Annotated in this window: 17 protein-coding genes; 6 read left to right on the plus strand and 11 right to left on the minus strand. The window is 56.7% G+C overall.

Features of this window, described 5'->3' with window-relative positions; translation table 11 throughout:
- Positions 1-25 precede the first annotated feature (25 nt).
- Positions 26-1,132: a phosphate ABC transporter substrate-binding protein PstS gene (gene pstS / locus ET810_RS08155; protein ID WP_087454478.1), complete on the minus strand. Its 1,107-nt coding sequence runs from the start codon at positions 1,130-1,132 to the stop codon at positions 26-28.
- Between the two features lie 282 nt (positions 1,133-1,414).
- Positions 1,415-2,326, minus strand: a complete 912-nt coding sequence (mshD, locus tag ET810_RS08160; RefSeq protein WP_087454479.1) for a mycothiol synthase — start codon at positions 2,324-2,326, stop codon at positions 1,415-1,417.
- 50 nt (positions 2,327-2,376) lie between these two features.
- On the opposite strand from mshD, the gene ET810_RS08165 reads away from it, so the two are divergent.
- Positions 2,377-3,165, plus strand: a complete 789-nt coding sequence (locus ET810_RS08165) for an LmeA family phospholipid-binding protein (RefSeq protein ID WP_087454480.1) — start codon at positions 2,377-2,379, stop codon at positions 3,163-3,165.
- Between the two features lie 5 nt (positions 3,166-3,170).
- Here the strand turns inward: ET810_RS08165 and ET810_RS08170 are convergent, their stop codons facing one another.
- Complete coding sequence (locus tag ET810_RS08170; RefSeq protein ID WP_087454930.1) at positions 3,171-4,205, minus strand: diacylglycerol/lipid kinase family protein; 1,035 nt, start codon at positions 4,203-4,205, stop codon at positions 3,171-3,173.
- Between the two features lie 68 nt (positions 4,206-4,273).
- Here ET810_RS08170 and ET810_RS08175 point away from each other — a divergent pair, with 68 nt between their 5' ends.
- Positions 4,274-4,918, plus strand: a complete 645-nt coding sequence (locus tag ET810_RS08175) for a heme-binding beta-barrel domain-containing protein (RefSeq protein ID WP_087454481.1) — start codon at positions 4,274-4,276, stop codon at positions 4,916-4,918.
- On the opposite strand, the gene ET810_RS08180 is transcribed toward ET810_RS08175, so the two are convergent.
- Positions 4,915-5,832, minus strand: coding sequence for an aminodeoxychorismate lyase (locus ET810_RS08180; RefSeq protein WP_087454482.1), 918 nt, complete (start codon positions 5,830-5,832; stop codon positions 4,915-4,917). The two genes, ET810_RS08175 and ET810_RS08180, sit on opposite strands and share 4 nt — an antisense overlap.
- 53 nt (positions 5,833-5,885) lie before the next feature.
- On the opposite strand from ET810_RS08180, the gene ygfZ reads away from it, so the two are divergent.
- Together ygfZ and ET810_RS12035 are read left to right on the plus strand one after the other, a co-directional pair.
- Positions 5,886-7,016 (plus strand): CAF17-like 4Fe-4S cluster assembly/insertion protein YgfZ, encoded by a 1,131-nt coding sequence (gene ygfZ / locus ET810_RS08185; RefSeq protein ID WP_087454483.1) that lies wholly within the window; start codon positions 5,886-5,888, stop codon positions 7,014-7,016.
- A gap of 218 nt (positions 7,017-7,234) precedes the next feature.
- Complete coding sequence (locus ET810_RS12035) at positions 7,235-7,438, plus strand: DUF3073 domain-containing protein (RefSeq protein ID WP_013242574.1); 204 nt, start codon at positions 7,235-7,237, stop codon at positions 7,436-7,438.
- Positions 7,439-7,535: 97 nt separating this feature from the next.
- Here the strand turns inward: ET810_RS12035 and purM are convergent, their stop codons facing one another.
- The 3 genes from purM to ET810_RS08205 form a co-directional block, all read right to left on the minus strand.
- Positions 7,536-8,600 (minus strand): phosphoribosylformylglycinamidine cyclo-ligase, encoded by a 1,065-nt coding sequence (gene purM, locus ET810_RS08195; RefSeq protein WP_134316377.1) that lies wholly within the window; start codon positions 8,598-8,600, stop codon positions 7,536-7,538.
- 74 nt (positions 8,601-8,674) lie between these two features.
- On the minus strand, positions 8,675-10,237 hold the full coding sequence (gene purF / locus ET810_RS08200; RefSeq protein WP_134316376.1) for an amidophosphoribosyltransferase: 1,563 nt from the start codon (positions 10,235-10,237) through the stop codon (positions 8,675-8,677).
- Between the two features lie 42 nt (positions 10,238-10,279).
- Positions 10,280-10,687, minus strand: a complete 408-nt coding sequence (locus tag ET810_RS08205; protein WP_134316375.1) for a sterol carrier family protein — start codon at positions 10,685-10,687, stop codon at positions 10,280-10,282.
- 149 nt (positions 10,688-10,836) lie between these two features.
- Here ET810_RS08205 and nrdI point away from each other — a divergent pair, with 149 nt between their 5' ends.
- Together nrdI and nrdF are read left to right on the plus strand one after the other, a co-directional pair.
- Positions 10,837-11,262, plus strand: coding sequence for a class Ib ribonucleoside-diphosphate reductase assembly flavoprotein NrdI (gene nrdI / locus ET810_RS08210; RefSeq protein WP_087454486.1), 426 nt, complete (start codon positions 10,837-10,839; stop codon positions 11,260-11,262).
- Between the two features lie 38 nt (positions 11,263-11,300).
- Entirely contained in the window at positions 11,301-12,323 is a 1,023-nt protein-coding gene (gene nrdF, locus ET810_RS08215) for a class 1b ribonucleoside-diphosphate reductase subunit beta (RefSeq protein WP_087454487.1), read from the plus strand.
- A gap of 24 nt (positions 12,324-12,347) precedes the next feature.
- Here nrdF and trhA read toward each other — a convergent pair whose 3' ends face one another.
- The 4 genes from trhA to purS form a co-directional block, all read right to left on the minus strand.
- The gene (gene trhA, locus ET810_RS08220; protein WP_087454488.1) at positions 12,348-13,025 is read right to left on the minus strand and encodes a PAQR family membrane homeostasis protein TrhA; all 678 of its coding nucleotides are present in this window, start codon (positions 13,023-13,025) and stop codon (positions 12,348-12,350) included.
- A 136-nt stretch (positions 13,026-13,161) separates the two neighbouring features.
- The gene (gene purL, locus ET810_RS08225) at positions 13,162-15,462 is read right to left on the minus strand and encodes a phosphoribosylformylglycinamidine synthase subunit PurL (RefSeq protein WP_134316374.1); all 2,301 of its coding nucleotides are present in this window, start codon (positions 15,460-15,462) and stop codon (positions 13,162-13,164) included.
- 14 nt (positions 15,463-15,476) lie between these two features.
- Positions 15,477-16,148: a phosphoribosylformylglycinamidine synthase subunit PurQ gene (gene purQ / locus ET810_RS08230; protein WP_013912248.1), complete on the minus strand. Its 672-nt coding sequence runs from the start codon at positions 16,146-16,148 to the stop codon at positions 15,477-15,479.
- Positions 16,149-16,388, minus strand: a complete 240-nt coding sequence (gene purS, locus ET810_RS08235) for a phosphoribosylformylglycinamidine synthase subunit PurS (protein WP_087454490.1) — start codon at positions 16,386-16,388, stop codon at positions 16,149-16,151.
- Positions 16,389-17,093 lie beyond the last annotated feature (705 nt).

A 17,093-nucleotide genomic window follows, 5' to 3' on the forward strand; every position in this document is an offset into this window, starting at 1 on the left:
TCGCTTGTTGTCGTTGCATTCCCGATTAGGAGATAGCTTTGACTGCTTTTTCTAGGCGATCGCGGTGAGTGCCTTTAACTGGGATATAGCCCAGGTCGGCGAGCTCTTGGTCTTGGGAATTCAGTGCCACGCTCAGGAAGTCTTTGACTTGATCATGGGTGGTCTGGTCATAGCCTGCGGAGCACACGATCTCGTAGGTTGTGAGAACCAACGGGTAGGCGTCTTTTTCTTTCATGGCAAACAGCGCTGAGGAGTCGACAACCATGTCGTTACCCTGGGTTTTAAAGGTCAAGTGATCCAGGGCCACTCCCACGGAGTCGGGGTTGAGCCGGACGGGTCCCTGACCAAAGTCGATTGCAGCTATTCCTAGCTTTTGCTGCTTGGCAAATCCAGCCTCGACATACGTAATGGCGCCATCAATGTTGGATACTTCGGTGGCCACACCATTGGAGCCGTTTGCACCTGAGCCGACGGCCGTGGGGAATGCTTGTCCCTCTGTAGACCAGTTCTCTGGGCTGGCTGCCTTGAGGAATTTTTGGAAATTATCGGAGGTACCGGACTCGTCGGAACGATAGACCACTTTGATGTCTGAGTCTGGAAGCTGCACACCCGTGTTCTCCTGAGCGATTGCCTCATCGTTCCATTTCTTGATCTCGCCTTTGAAGATCTTGGCTACGGTGGCAGCGGAGAGGTTGAGGTGGTCTACGCCGTTGAGGTGATAGGCCACTGCCACTGGTCCGATGACAAACGGAAGGTGCCATGCGTCGTTGCCGTTGCAACGACGCTTTGCTTTGTCCACTTGTTCTGCGCTCAGCGGGGAATCCGAGCCACCGAATGCTACTTGACCAGCGATGAAGTTTTTACGCCCAGAACCAGAGCCCGAGGCTGTGTACGCTAGCGAAGCTCCCGAGACGGCCTCTTGATACTTGATGTTGAAGTAGTCCATCGCGTTTTGTTGTGAGGAGGCTCCCTCGCCAACGAGTTCTCCGCCTACCTTGTTCAGACCGGAGACCTCACTGGTAGAGGCCCCTGCCCCGGAGGAACTTCCCGTCTCGGAACATGCGGAGAGTACGACAGCGCCCATACATACGATGCTGAGGGCGGTAGTTGAGCGCTTGAGATTCAGGTTCACGATCGACCTTCCAAATGATGTTGAGTGAGGATCATGTAAGCGACTGTTCCTTGCACACAAGGAATGCCTCTCGCTCACGTGGAAGAATCTAAAGAACCAAGGTGACGTACAACACCTATTTAGGTTAAATCCTGCAAAACGACCGGTTGACTTTTAGCTTTCCGCAGTTCACTGCAGCTTTGCGACGCCCCCTGCCCACTCATTTTATCCCGATTAGGGGGTGAAAGCCGCCCGCCTTGGGTGCCTAGGTTACGCACCCACCGGCTGATATTAACCTCATGTTCACGCTTGTCCAGCCGCGGAGAACACCACATGCCGTTCAAAAGTGCTAAATCCAAGCCGGTTATAGGCCTCAAGCGCTGGCTTATTATCCGCTTCTACGTACAAGATGATCCGCTGGGCACCCTCATGCACCAGATGTTGTAATCCTGCGGCGACCAAAGGGCCACCGAGTTTTTTGCCTCGGAAGGAGTCCGCCAGGCCAACCACATAGACTTCCCCATCTGCTCCTTTTGCCAGGTCACCGTGTTTTTTAGTCCAATGGAATCCCGCGACTTCTGGGTTCTCAGGATCGGCGGTGATAAGGAAGAGAACCCCCTCAGGTTCAAACCATGGAGTCTGCTGCGCACGGCCTAAGCGCTCAGCGTCCCACCCGCCTTGCTCTGGGTGCCACCAAAAGGCCTCGTTGTTAATGCGGAGCCATTGTGCGTCTATATCGGGAAATAGCTCTCGCGCTTCTAAAAGGTTCATCACGCGGTATCCCTCGGGAGCAGTACCGGCGCCTGGGACAAGATCCTCGCTCCGGGCCGCCATGACCAGCAGCTCACGCGAGACAGTCAGGTCGAGCGCTACCGCTAATCGTTGCGCTGCGGGAAGGTATCCATGGGACCAAAAGTCGGTGAGGCCGGTGTCGAGAAGCTTGCGAGCCAGCGCACGCCCAATCCCTTTATTGCGGTGTTCAGGCGCAACAACAAACTCTGCTTTCCCGCCGTGATAGGCACCTACACCGCTAAGCTGCCCGGAGTTGTCGTGTACGACGATGTGATGGTGGTCTAGCTCGGGGTTTTCAAGGCCCGCAACAAGGTGTTCTGCCAGCGGGGCTACACCATCAACCGCTTGTGCAGACTTGACAAGGGCTACGGCAGCTTGGGAGAGCTGTTTATCTGCGGGGATCTGGGTGGATGTGAAAATCATAGCCACCACACTAGTCAGCGCTGCCAGGTCTAGCTGGTAATAATAGTGAGGTGAGAATTACAACCCGGTCTCGGCTTTCCATCGCTGTGTGGGCAGGCATTGCTCTTATCTCCCTCATCGCTGCCCTGTGGGGTGTCGATTCCGCAATCGCTGCACGAGCGGAGCACCGAATTTCTCACGACGTTCGCAACAACGCGCACCTCGATCAAAACCCCAGCGTCTATCTTGGGGGTTTTCCTTATATTGGTGCTCTGTTTTCAGGAAAAGTCCCCGGGCTGGGTGTGAGCGTTTCTGACGTGGAAGTAAACGATTTTGGGCTTCTTACCACTACCTCCCAAGTCACCGACATGGAACTCAACCGCTCTCAGTTATTCAGCGGCGACGTAGAAGGAACCCACGCTCAATTGCTCACCCGCACCGTGGGATTCGACGCAGTAGCAGTGGGAAAACAACTCGATATTTTAGATTTAGACCTTTCCAACCCCTATGACGTGTCCCCCGCTGGCACCAATTCCAGCGAAGTACAACTGCGCGGAACCCCAGACGGCTTTAGCAAACCCGTCACAGTGATCGCGACCATGCGGCTCGAAGGCCCTACATTTAAGCTCACGCCTATCACTGTGGTGGACCGTGGCGACTCCGATCTAGATGACTCTGCTCTTTTCCGCGCCTTCACCTGGACGCTCAACACCAAGACGCTCCCCATCAACGCCCAAGCCAGTTACGTCTACCTTGCCGGCGGAAGCATTCGCTTTGAGGCACAAGAGCGCAACGTCACCTTGCGGCTGGAAGATCTTGCGCCTGTCCGCTCCGCATCCAACAAAGTGGTAGTGGATTAAAAGCGCTACATACGAGGATCGAAGAAACTAAAAGCGAGCCGGATTTTGGACATCGGGTTCGCTTTCACCGGATGCGTCGGCGCATAGACGTTGAGGGCATCAGCCACAGCACCTAGTCGAATACCATCGAACTTTCCTACAAATTCCCCATCTACTTGGAAACTCTGGTTTTCTGCGCATGAGATTTCCACGTCCATGGCATCGTCGAAACGCACAATGCGACGGTTAAACCAGCGCTTCATCGCCCGGCTGTGCCCAAAACCCACGAGGTGCGCCATGGCAGCCACACCGCCCGGGCCGGATAAGTCTGTCAGCCCGAATAACCCCAGCCCTAGATCAAAAGAATTTCTGGGGTTGGTTACCACGGGGACGGGACCTAAAAAGGTCCAGGGGTTGGTGTTGGAAGCGATGAGCAACGGTAGGTCGGAATGCTCGAAAAGCTCTCCCTTACGGTTTTTCGCTCGGACTCTCATCCGCGGAGGGTGCCGGTGTATGCGTCGCCACGCTACTAATGCCGCGTGGAGGTAGCGCAACGGTGTCGCGGCGGCACCGCGTCTGCGCACGCGCTCGACGCCCACGATCACATCAGCATCAATCCCAAAGCCTGCGTTGACGGCAAACCAGGACGTACCCCACGTTCCTACATCAATACTGCGGATCTTGTGGTGTTTCAGTGCGTCGACCAACACCTCGGTCGCCTGAATAGGATCCGGTGGAAACCCGAGTGCGCGGGCAAACACGTTGGCAGAACCCGTGGGTATTACCGCGAGGATGGGGAGATTCTCTCTGGGTTTCTTTCCCGCCGGGCCCAACAGCCCATTGATGATCTCATTCACCGTTCCATCACCACCGACCGCGATGACTACGTCAACGTCGTCTCGGCTGAGTCCCGCGCAGATGTTCGTGGCATGACCTCGGTAGTGAGTGAACTTTGCATGCAACGACAAGCCTGCCACAGAGCGCAGCAGAGGAATCACCACTCCAAACAAGTCCGAATCTTGGGTGGTGGAATTCGGGTTAGCTATGAGAAGGGCTCGCACGGCCCCCACCTTATCGCCTTGGCGAACAGTTGGGGTTCTTTGCATAATTGCCAGTAGGCTGAGTTGCTATGAGCGACGATAAAAACCACGTAGATGCTCCTGCTCTCAGCGGGAACGACGCCGTCAACCGCGCTGCGGAACAATGGAAAGACTCCGCCCTGCGCAATATTCCGGCGTTCGGTGACCTTCCGATCCCTGATGACACCGCAAACCTGCGCGAAGGACCCAACCTGCACGATGGGCTTCTCGCACTGCTGCCGCTGGTGGGCGTGTGGCGCGGCACCGGCCGTGCGGATACTGCAGAAGACGGCCAGTATTCCTTTGGGCAACAAATTACCTTTGCCCACGATGGAGAAAACTATCTCACCTATGAGTCCCGCATCTGGAAGCTGGACGAGGACGGCAACCACATCGGTCTAGATCAACGCGAGTCCGGTTTCTGGCGTATCAGCCTCAAAGATGAGATCGAGGTTGTGCTTACGCACTCCACCGGAGTCGTCGAGGTTCTCTACGGCGAGCCTATGAACGAGCGCGCCTGGCAGGTCGAGTCAGCCTCGACGATGGTCACTTCTACCGGCCCTGCTTCCCTAGGCCCCGGCAAGCGTTTGTACGGCCTCATGCCCAACAACAATCTGGGATGGGTAGATGAGCGCATGGTTGACGGCGAGCTCCGCCCCCGGATGTCTGCGGAGCTTTCCCGCGTCATTGGCTAGCCCAGGGCTGAATAGATAAGCTCGCGGATCTCATCCTCGTTGTCCGGGCGCGGCAGCTTGACGTCGTTAATGCGCCGTACCCGGGTGGCAACGCGCACTGAGCTCACAAGCCAGACGCTGTCGGCTTTCTCAGTGAGATATTCCAGGTCCAGGCCCTTAGTTTTACAGTTCCACCCGGCTGCGCGGGCTTGTTCAAAAAGCGCTGCTTGAGTTGTCCCCGGCAGGATATCTCCGCCGGGATGGGGCGTGCGTATCTTCTTATCGCGAACCGTAATCACGGTCGATGTCGCGCCTTCCAAGATGCGGTCGCCCTCGGTGAAGATGACATCGTCAAAACCATGTTTACGTGCCCACCGCAGAGCAGCCATGGTGGATGCATAGTTGAGGGTCTTAGCTCCCAGGATCAGCCAGGGAACTGAGGTGGAATCCACGTGGTATCCCCGTGGGCTCGTCATAACGCGTACGCCCTCAGCACGTTGCTTTACGACGCCCTCGTCGACCTTGGTGATCGTCAACCACGCAGAGGGATGTCCTGTGGAAGCGCGCCCGCGGGTGTACGTCCATACGCATTTAGCGTCGCACGCGTTGTGTGCAAACCACTGCTCAATCGCCATGGTGGTGGCGTGCAGCCAATCCTCAATGTTAGGCGCGGGCAAATCCAGCAATTTTGCAGAAGCGATAAAGCGTTGCGCGTGCCTTTCGATGTTGCAGGCCTTCCCTTGTCGTAGAAGAAGCGTCTCAAAAACACCATCCCCACGCGTGACCACAGCATCATCCCAGTAGACCAAGGGCAGCAGCGGGCTATGCGTTCGTACTGACCCACCATAGGGTTCCACCGCAAGGATTATGGGTTCGGGATTCCTCGGTTCGTGTCGATCATCCCGATGATCTTGATCTGATGAGCTGGGCGCCATGATTACTCATTATGCCCTGACAACCACGTGCTCGGTCGCGGTACGATCAAAATGTGACAAACTTTGAGAACTCTCATCCCCACGATTCCGTATATGTGTCTCCGCTTGCCACCTGGCCGGGTGCTGCGCTGCCCCAAGGCGACGACGATCTCCCCGAATATGCAGGTGTTGCCTGGCATTACGGCGCACCGCTTACTGAACAACGAGTCTTTGACACCGGCGTGGGGCTTATTGATCTTTCCCACCGCCGCGTTATCAAAGTCCACGGCCCGGAGGCCGGTGCCTTCCTGCACAACCTCCTTTCCCAAAAGCTTTCCGACGCCCCCCAGTGCCTGGCAGAAAAAAATACTGCAACCTCGGCATTAGACCTGGACATTCAGGGCCACATCCTCCACCAAGTGAACATACTCGCGGCACAGGACTCGGAAGATGTGCTTTACCTACATCTTCCGCAGGACCAATACGAGACGTTTTTCACGTTCCTCACCCGCATGATTTTTTGGTCCAAGGTCGAAGTAGAACCCGCCGACCTTGCTCTCTTGACCCTCATGGGGACTGGAGTCCCTGATTTCCGCTTACCAAGCTCAGACGCGATTGTGGCTGCTGCACAGGTCCCAGGTTTTACTACCCACCGCCTGGATATTCTTGTGCGCCGCCCAGAGCTCGCGGACATCGCGACAACGCTTACGGACGCCGGCGCTGTGCCCACTGGGCTTATGGCTTTTACGGCGGAGCGAGTGCGAAGCCAACAACCTGTTGTATCTCTCGATTTGGACGATAAGTCGATTCCCCACGAAGCCTCTCGTCTGATCGCAGATGCTGTGCACCTGAACAAGGGATGCTATCGCGGGCAAGAAACGGTGGCCCGGGTGGAAAATCTCGGCCGCCCACCCCGTTCGCTGGTGATTGCGCTTCTCGACGGCTCCGCCCCGACCACGCCCAAGCCAGGAGACCCGATTGTGTCTGGTGGCAGGACTGTCGGCAAGCTCGGCACTGTGGTCCAGGACTATGAGCTGGGCCCGATCGCACTAGCAACGATTAAGCGAAGCGCACTGAACGCCATTAACCTCGTGGTCGCAGATGATGTGGCCCTTGCCATAGATCCAGATTCTCTCCCCACAGATGACGATGAAAAAGCTGGGAGAAAGGCTATCAACAGATTAAAAGGACTTTCCACCGATTAAGGTTGAGACTTGCTTACCCCGTGGGGGTAAGCAAGGAGAAAATTCAGCACCACGAACCCACGACTGAGGGGAAATTTTCCGTGGTTACGGCGGCGGTGCGACAAATCGGACTGTTTCGGGCTATTGTGTCTAACAGGAATATATACGTCGAATATTACAGCTTCCGGAGAAGCCCAAATTCCCAAGTCTTCTCCTGCTCACTCCAAGGGGGTCCTGCCATGGGTCGCGGTCGCGCGAAGGCAAAACAGACCAAGGTTGCACGCCAGCTGAAGTACAACACTCCGAATATGGATCTGGATTCGCTTCAACGAGAGTTAGCTGGGAAGTCCCCTAATTCTAGCGATAACTATGAGAACAATTATTCGGATGAGTATGCAGAGGACGACCAGTACGGGGATTACTCCGACTGGGAGAAAAAGTAGCAAGGCACCGCCTCCTGCTTACATAGCTCCGCAACTTAGACAACGCGAAGAGGCTCGGGGAGTAAATTCCCCGAGCCTCTTCGCGTGCCTTCAGGCTTTAGTAACTCGGATGGTTTCCGTTAAGAACTACCGAATCCTCGCCCTCAGCGCTCACACGCACGGTGCCCAATTCCCACGCGTCGATATGCCGCGCGGTCAGCATAGCGAGCGCACGGTCACGGTCGCGTGGCGCGACAACAGCAACCATGCCCACACCCATGTTGAAGGTCTTCTCCATTTCCTCCTGAGGCACCTGTCCTACCGTCTCTATGAGACGGAAGATCGGCGCTGGAGTCCAGGAGGCACGAGTAAGCTCTGCCGTGAGCCCTTCAGGGATAACACGAGCAAGGTTTCCTGCCAGACCGCCACCGGTGACGTGACAGAAGGTGTGCACCTCGCACTCGTCGGCAAGCGCTAAGCAGTCCTTTGTGTAAATCCGGGTTGGCTCAAGCAATTCCTCGCCCAAGGTGCGATCGAGCTCTTCCAGGTGTCCGTCGAGAGGCAAACCGGCCTTTTCTAGCAGCACGTGGCGCGCCAACGAGTACCCGTTGGAGTGAAGACCGGAAGAAGCCATCGCGATAACGATGTCCCCGTTACGCACCCGATCAGGGCCCAATAGCTCATCTGCTTCCACGACGCCCACGGCGGTCGCGGAGACGTCGTAATGCCCCTGCTCCATGACACCGGGATGCTCAGCGGTCTCGCCACCGAGCAAGGCACATCCTGCCTGGATACAGCCTTCGGCAATGCCGGAAACTATCTGCGCGACATGCTCGGGCACCACTTTCCCGATAGCGATGTAGTCTTGCAGGAACAAGGGCTCTGCGCCACACACCACCAGGTCATCAACGCACATTGCCACCAAGTCGATGCCGATAGTGTCGTGCTTATCCATCGCCTGAGCGATCGCAAGCTTAGTGCCTACGCCATCCGAACCAGCAGCAAGCAGTGGCTCGCGGTATTTGCCAAGGGCAAAGAGTCCGGCAAATCCACCAAGCCCGCCTCGCACCTCCGGGCGGGTTGCTTTCTTTGCCAAGGGTGCAAAGAGCTCAACGGCTTTATCGCCGGCTTCAATATCCACGCCAGCGGCAGCGTAAGAGACACTTTCTTTGGGATCCGTCATGGTCCTTATTGTCCTTGTTCTTGGGAGTTTATTTTGTATTCGGCACACTACTCATGCACCGCCGATAATAATTGCTAATCGATGCTAGCGCAGGAGCTTCGCTTCATGGCAGAGACCAATTCCGCGTTCTTATTCCCCTCAGGCATGCCGATGGGATACTCGCCGTCAAAGCATGCACAGCACAGCTCATGACGCGGTTGCTGAGTCGCATCCACCATTTGTTCCGCAGAGACGTACCCCAGCGAATCCGCACCGAGCGCGGAACACACAGATTGAACAATCTCCGATTCGTTATCGCCAGTTACCGCGTTGGCAATAAGCTCACCGGAGCTAGCAAAGTCAATGCCATAGAAACACGGCCATTTCACCGGCGGCGAGGCAATGCGGACGTGAACCTCCGCCGCCCCCGCCTCACGCAGTATCCGGATGAGGGCACGCTGCGTATTACCGCGCACAATCGAATCGTCGACAACGATCAATCGTTTGCCCTGGATGACCTCGCGCAGCGGATTGAGTTTCAACCGGATGCCCAGTTGTCGCAAGGTTTGCGAAGGTTGGATGAAGGTTCGACCCACATAAGCGTTTTTCACCAGGCCCTGGCCAAAAGGAATCCCGGATTCTTGGGCGTACCCCACCGCGGCGGGGTTTCCCGACTCTGGCACCGGGATAACCAAATCGCCCTCGATGGGGGCCTCACGAGCAAGCCTGCGCCCGATTTCCAGGCGAGTGGCATTGACGTTGCGCGCATGGATCGTGGAATCCGGACGCGCTAGGTAAACGTACTCAAACACACACGTCTTGCGCTGCGGCTGAGCAAAGCGTTCACTGTGCACCCCGGAGCCGTCGATAGCAACCAGCTCGCCCGGTTCTATTTCCCGGACAAAGGAAGCTCCGACAATGTCCAACGCGCACGTCTCGGAAGCGATAACCCACCCATTGTTTAACCGCCCGAGAGCCAAGGGGCGAACTCCCCACGGGTCTCGGGCGGCATACATGGTTTTTCCATCGGTGAACGTCAAGCAAAACGCTCCGCGCATTCTAGGCAAGAGCTCACGCGCTGAATCCAGCAGCCCGTGATCCTTAGCAATGCCATGCGCCAAAAGAGCAGTCATGACGTCGGAATCCGACGGAGCTTCTTCCGGCTTTACCAGACCGAGCTCCCCAGCTTCCGCCATGAGCTCAAGGTAGTTCACCAGATTGCCGTTATGGCACAGGGCCACGTCTGTTCCATCGGGGGCGACGCGGAACATGGGCTGCGAGTTCTCCCACATCACGCCACCGGCGGTGGAATAACGCGTGTGTCCGATAGCTATGTCGCCACTGAGGGATTCCAGCGTTTGCTCATCAAAAACTTGCGACACAAGGCCCAAATCTTTGAACACCACCACTTGGTCACCATTGCCTACGGCGATACCAGCGGCTTCTTGACCACGGTGCTGAAGCGCGAAAAGGCCAAAGTACGTGAGTTTGGAAACTTCCTCGCCGGGCGCCCAGACGCCAAAAACGCCGCATTCTTCGCGGGGGGACTGCTCGCCATGATCGTTGAGGTCTAAAATTCGACGCCCTTGATCAGGTTGCGTCGGGTTAGTAGTTGAGTGTGGAAAGTAATCGTTACGATGACGGTCAAATTGTGCCACTCATGTCATTCTAGCTCGTGATCCATACATGCACTAATGGGGTTAACATACTGTCCCTTCTTTTGGTGGTGTTGGCAGGGTCACAAGCGGCAACCACTTTTCCACTTCGTGCACACGCGTTCCCGACGCGTCAACAGAAGCGTTTCCGGTGAGCGTCTCCAGTCCAACCGCCACCCTGAGCCATGTGTGCGGAGACATCTCCACAACGTTAGGAGGTGTGCCCCGAGTATGCCGAGGGCCTTCCACACATTGCACTGCGGCAAATGGCGGCACCCGCACTTCAACTGAGTTCCCCGGCGCGATCTGCCCGAGGGTGCGGACGCTCAGGCGTACGGCCTTGGCTAGGGACTCTCGCGAGGGCTTGGGGGCCTGGTGGGGGTCGATGATCCACTGTGCGACTGCCAGGACTGCTGCGCGGGTTTCCAGGGGATCGATACTGCGTGGTGCCATGGCGTTAAGCATATCTGGTGGCGTCGAGAAGCTACGCGGGCTTACCTCGGAGCTTTTGCAATTTACTCAGCGCGGCGTACATTCTCCATATCCCCTAAAGTTCAATCCATTGAACTTTTATGTTCATTTATAGATTTGGAGGGTTAATCATGTCCCCTGAGGGACCCGCCGTGATCTATTTTTCCTCAGTCTCGGAAAACACAAAGCGGTTCGTTGAAAAAACAAGGCTACCTGCGCAACGCATTGGCCTGAGGGTCAAAGACGGCCCCATCCATGCCTCCTCCCCCTTTGTCCTCATCACCCCAACCTATGGCGGCGGTGACCTAGCCAAAGCGGTGCCCAAACAGGTGATCAAGTTCCTAAACATACCGGAAAATCGGGAGCTCTTAAGAGGCGTTATCACCTCCGGAAACCGCAATTTCGGCCCGGCTTTCTGTTTTGCAGGAACCACCATCGCCCATAAATGCGGCGTGCCCGAGCTCTATCGATTTGAGCTGCTAGGAACAGCGGTCGACGCCGAATACGTGCGCACCGCAGTCCTCAACGCTTTGGATAAAGCGCCCGCACACGTATAAACATCCCCCGACGTTTTATTAAGGAGATCCATTCACCCATGAGTTATATCGATCAGTCCATCACCCCACCGCAATGGCGCACCACCCCGGAAATCCCCATGCGCCCCGTCAACTGGAACCACACAGAAGATCCCAAAGACATGGAAGTCTGGCAGCGTCTCACCTCCAACTTCTGGCTCCCAGAAAAGGTCCCACTTTCCAACGACATCCCCACATGGCGCGGCATGGGAGAAAACTATCGTACCCTGGTCACCCGAACCTTTACGGGCCTCACTCTCCTTGACACCGTCCAGGCCACAGTCGGTGAGATCAGTCAGATTCCCGACGCCCAAACCGAGCACGAGCAAGCCGTGTACACCAACATCGCCTTCATGCAGGCCGTCCACGCGCGCAGCTACAGCTCCGTCTTTAGCACCCTGTGCTCCTCCACCGAGATTGATGAGGCCTACTCGTGGGCAGTGTCTAACCCCCTGCTCCAACAACGAGCGTCCTCAGTGATGAGATACTACTACGGCGACGATCCGCTCAAGCGAAAAGTTGCCTCCACACTGCTATCTTCGCTCCTCCTGTACGCCGGCTTCTATCTCCCCCTATGGCTTTCCACACGCGGCCAGCTCATGAACACGGCCGATATGATCCGGCTCATCCTGCGCGACAAGGCAGTGCATGGATATTATTCCGGCTACAAGTATCAGCGAGGGCTGGACGCAAAGCCACAACGCAAAGACGAGATGGAAGACTTCACGTACAACTTTTGCGACGAGCTCCTCGCCCTGGAAAAAGACTATTCCGCCGACCTTTACGCCAGCGTGGACACTCTCGAAGAACCCCGACCCACCATTGACGGCGTGATGGCCTTTGTCTATTACAACGCCGATAAGGCCCTCATGAACCTCGGCTATGCCCCCGCATACGAGCTGCAAGCCGCCCATGTGAGCCCCGAGATCATCGCCGCGCTCACCCCTGAGTCCAATGAGACCCACGACTTCTTCTCCGGCTCCGGGTCCAGCTACATTATCGGCCGCGCCGAAAACACCACCGAGTCCGATTGGGACTTCTAGCTTTTCGACGCCCCCGCCCGGGCCCTATGCCACCAAGAGCCAGATAGCCACGTGGTGGGCGATAGCAGCAACGATCGTGGCTGTATGGAAGTGCTCGTGGTAGCCATAGATGCGCGCGCTGCGGCCGGGCCAGCGCAGCGCATACACAACAGCACCCAGGGAGTAGATCACTCCGCCTGCGGCTAGGAGCCAAACAATAGCCGGACTAGCGTTGACCCAGAGGTTGGGGATCACCGGTATCACCAGCCATCCAAGGACAAGGTAGACGGATACCGCAAGCCACCTCGGGTGGTCTACCCACACGAGCGCGAGTATCACGCCAAGAACGGCGCCCGCCCAGGCCACTGTCAGGACCCATGCGGCGGTGGCCGGTGGCAAGGCCACAAGGCAGAGCGGCGTGTAGGTGGACGCGATAAAGACCGCAATGGTGGCGTGATCAGCCCGGCGCCAGCGTTTGATCGTACTCATGCTGCGCCAGCGCCCTAGGTGATAGGAGGCCGATACACTGAAGAGAGCCACTGTCCCCAGGACGTAGATCGTCACTCCCAGTGCTTGCCACCACGTGAGCATGAGCCACGCAAAAGTAGCAAGAATAGCGCCCGATACCAGCGCAAACAAAGAAGCCACAGCATGGAACCAACCTCTAGTCTGTGGCCGCTGGCCACGGTCTACTACCACGGCCTTTTTCATTGTCACTGTCATTAACCCTCCACCCTAAGTTACTACTGCGTAGGTTTTTCTAAACCTACCTTCCCGCGGGTGCGTTGCCAAGACCTTGGATACAACAAAAGTGGGTCCCCGGCGTAACCACCGGAAGAACTCACTTGTTAGCTGTATTTTATTCCACTACGGAGTTCGCTCCCACAGCATGTCCAAACAACTCCGGAAGAGTGTTTTCCCATGCTGCACGGAGCTCTTCCACCCCAGCGGAAAACTCAGCGTTAGCGCCCTTCACGCTCAGCATGAGGTCATCGCGAGTGACACCTACCTTGAGAACCGGGATTCCCAATTCCCGAGCACGAGCTTCCACGGCGTCTCCCGCCTGTGTGGCCACGACCACGCGGGACGCAGACTCGGAGAACAGAGCCGTAAACACATCAGTAGCCACCTCGGTGACGTCAATGTCCATGCCCTTGTCCGCCTGCACTGCTAGCTCCACCAGAGTCTGGGCAAGCCCACCCTCTGAGATGTCATGAGCCGCAGTCACGATTCCTGGCTCCGCAAAGAATCGCACGAGCTTTTCCTCATTAGCCAGATCCACGCGCGGAGGCATACCGGAGAGCCCTGCGCCGGAGACCTGCTGCCAGATGGAACCACCGAACTCATCAAAGGTCTCGCCTAGGAGATAAACCTCCTCTGTCCCCTCAACGGTTCCCAGTTTCGCGCCGATGGCCTGATGTACATCGTCAATCACTCCCAAAACGCCGACCACAGGAGTAGGCAAAATCGCCTCATCGCCGGTTTGGTTGTAGAAAGAGATGTTTCCGCCAGAAACCGGGATGCCAAGCTCCTTGGAACCATCCGCCAGGCCATGCACGGCCTCCTTGGACTGCCACATCACCCCGGGGTCCTCTGGAGAACCGAAGTTCAGACAGTTGGTCACAGCAACCGGACGAGCACCCGTAACCGCCACGTTGCGATACGCCTCAGCCAGAGCAAGGCGCGCACCGGTGTTGGGATCCAGCTTGGTGTAGCGACCCGACGCATCCGCGGAGACAGCGACCCCGCGGTTGGTGGTTTCGTCGATACGCAAAACGCCCGCATCCGCATTCTTGGCCTGAACCGTATTTCCGCGCACATAGCGGTCGTACTGCTCCGTGATAAACGCACGAGAGCACAACGCAGGGGAAGCGACCATGTCAAAGAGAGCCTGTTTAATCTCCGCAGCATCCGTGGGCTTATTCACACCAGCGAATTCTTGCAGGCTATTCTGCCACTTCGGGCGCGCCAGCGGGCGATCGTATACCGGCCCCTCGTTAGCAATGGTGTGCGCCGGAGCATCCACCACGAGTTCCCCACGGTGCCGAATAATCAGGTGCTTTCCGTCCGTCACCTCACCGATCTCGGCGCAGGTAACATCCCAATGAGCACAGATCTCTTGGAAACGCTCGACATCCTCAGGGCGCACCACCGCGCACATGCGCTCCTGCGACTCCGAAGACAAAATCTCCGCCGCGGTCATGTTCTCCGCACGCAATGGAACGGCATCCAGGTTGACTTCCATGCCGCCGTCGCCAGACGCAGCAAGCTCCGAAGTCGCACAGGCAAGACCAGCACCGCCGAGATCCTGGATTCCCACAACCACGCCTGCTTTATACAGATCAAGACAGCACTCGATGAGTACTTTCTCCGCAAAGGGATCACCGACCTGCACGGCTGGAAGCTTGCGCTCCGCGCCTTCCACAAAGGTGTCAGATGCCAGTACAGATACTCCGCCAATGCCGTCAAGGCCGGTACGAGAACCAAACAGCATCACCTTGTTGCCCAGGCCCGACGCGAATGCCAACTTGAGGTCCTCCACCTTCAACGTGCCCACGCATAGCGCATTGACCAAAGGATTTCCGGAATAGGACTCGTCAAAGACCGTCTCACCGCCGATATTGGGAAGTCCCAGGCAGTTTCCGTAGTGGGAAATTCCGTCAACCACGCCAGGCAGCACCCGGGCGGTATCCGGGGCATCAGCAGGGCCAAAGCGCAGCTGATCCATCACTGCGATAGGCCTAGCGCCCATGGCCATAATGTCGCGGACGATGCCGCCGACGCCGGTTGCAGCGCCCTGATGCGGCTCAACATAAGACGGGTGGTTGTGCGACTCCACCCGGAAGGTAACAGCGTTGCCGTCTCCGATATCCACAACACCCGCGTTCTCACCGATACCCGCGAGGATCTTCTCCCCCATCTCAGGCGTGGTGGTTTCCCCGAAATAACGCAAGTGCACTTTAGAGGACTTATAGGAACAGTGCTCCGACCACATGACGGAGTACATGGCCAGCTCAGCGTCGGTGGGTCGACGACCCAGGATCTCCTTGATCCGAGCGTATTCGTCGTCCTTAAGTCCCAGGCTCGCATACGGTTGGTCGAGGTGTGGCTCAGCAGTTGCAGCCTCGACCGTGTCATTAAAAGTTGTGCGTTCAGTCATGAAAGTTGCCTCTTCTACGCTGCGATCGTGCCAATTGCGGAAAGGAACAGCTGCAAGCCGTCCACGGACGGGCCCGTTAGCTTTTCGACGGCATGCTCTGGGTGCGGCATCAGCCCCACCACGCGGCCCGTCTCATTGGTAATGCCAGCAATCCCGTTAACCGAGCCGTTGAAGTTATCCGTGTAGCGGAACACCACGCGCCCCTCCCCCTCAAGCATGTCCACGGTCTCTTGAGAAGCCTGGAAGCGCCCCTCACCATGCTTGGCAGGGACCAAGATTTTCTGTCCTGCTTCTAGGGTAGTGGTCCACGCGGTGTGGTTGTTTTCCACTACCAAATGGGTGTCCACGCAGTGGAAATGCAGGCCCTGATTACGCGTCAACGCGCCAGGGAGAAGCTTGGCCTCAGTGAGAATCTGAAATCCATTGCAAATTCCCAATACTGGCATGCCCTTGCCGGCCGCCTCTACGACAGAACGCATCACCGGCGCCAATGCTGAGATTGCGCCAGTGCGCAGGTAGTCGCCATACGAAAAACCGCCGGGAACAACCACAGCGTCCACGCCACGCAGGTCTGCGTCGGCATGCCACAAGCTCACTACCTCCGCGCCTGCGATGCGAGCAGCACGCGCAGCGTCGACGTCGTCAAGAGTTCCAGGGAACGTAATTACGCCAATTTTCGCAGTCATCTAGGCGTCCTCAAAGATCACGTCAAAGTCTTCAATAACCGTGTTAGCCAACAAGGTCTCCGCCACTTTTTCCAGGTCCTCGCGGGACACCGAATCATCGACCTCGATTTCAAAGCGCTTACCCTGCCGGACATCAGCAACACCCGTAACCCCGATACGCCCCAGCGCACGAACGACGGCCTGGCCTTGCGGGTCCAGAATCTCTGCCTTTGGCATCACGTTTACAACTACACGGGCCACGTTGACTTCAGCTCCCTTATTCAGAGGTTGGTATGCAAACCGATTCCCAAGAGAAGGGAATCAATGGCCCCAGCTTACCTAGACATCATCACAAAAAACTAGCCACAAACCCACTAAAAACCACTGGTTATATCCAGAAAAGATCAGGTTATCCCCGCAGGTTAAGACAGGATTTTTAGCACCAACACCGCTTTAGACAGGGAACTGGTACTACCTGCCAGCCTCCAGGCACCCCTCACCTCTACCCAGGAGAACACATGCTTATGACCTGTCAACCACCCCCACCGACCCCATCCCCACATCCCAACTCAGATACATCGCAAAATCGCAGGTCACGACCACAGTAGGAAACATGGAACAGTTTGTCAGCAAACTCCAACACTCCACCCCCGCGATATTCACACAACAACATACCAAGCAAAAACAAGCAGGTCAGGCACCGTTTCCAGAAATTTCCCAGCGCTCACAGAATTTTTTCAGCTAAAGGAATTTATGCAGTTCAGCGGCATGATTATAGATGTTTTTGTCCTATTGCGCCTCTACTTAATCCATGCGAGACTTCATTGCATCAACAGCACACAAGCTGTTGGGAGACCCAAACAGTCACCGGCGAAAGGAGAGAGCATGGCAGCTAACTCTCGGGTAGCAGCTCAACACAGCGGCACATGGTAGCGAACATGTAGCACGATGAGCGGCGAACCCGAG

The organism is Corynebacterium silvaticum (genome assembly GCF_004382825.2).
Taxonomy (GTDB): Bacteria; Actinomycetota; Actinomycetes; order Mycobacteriales; family Mycobacteriaceae; genus Corynebacterium; species Corynebacterium silvaticum.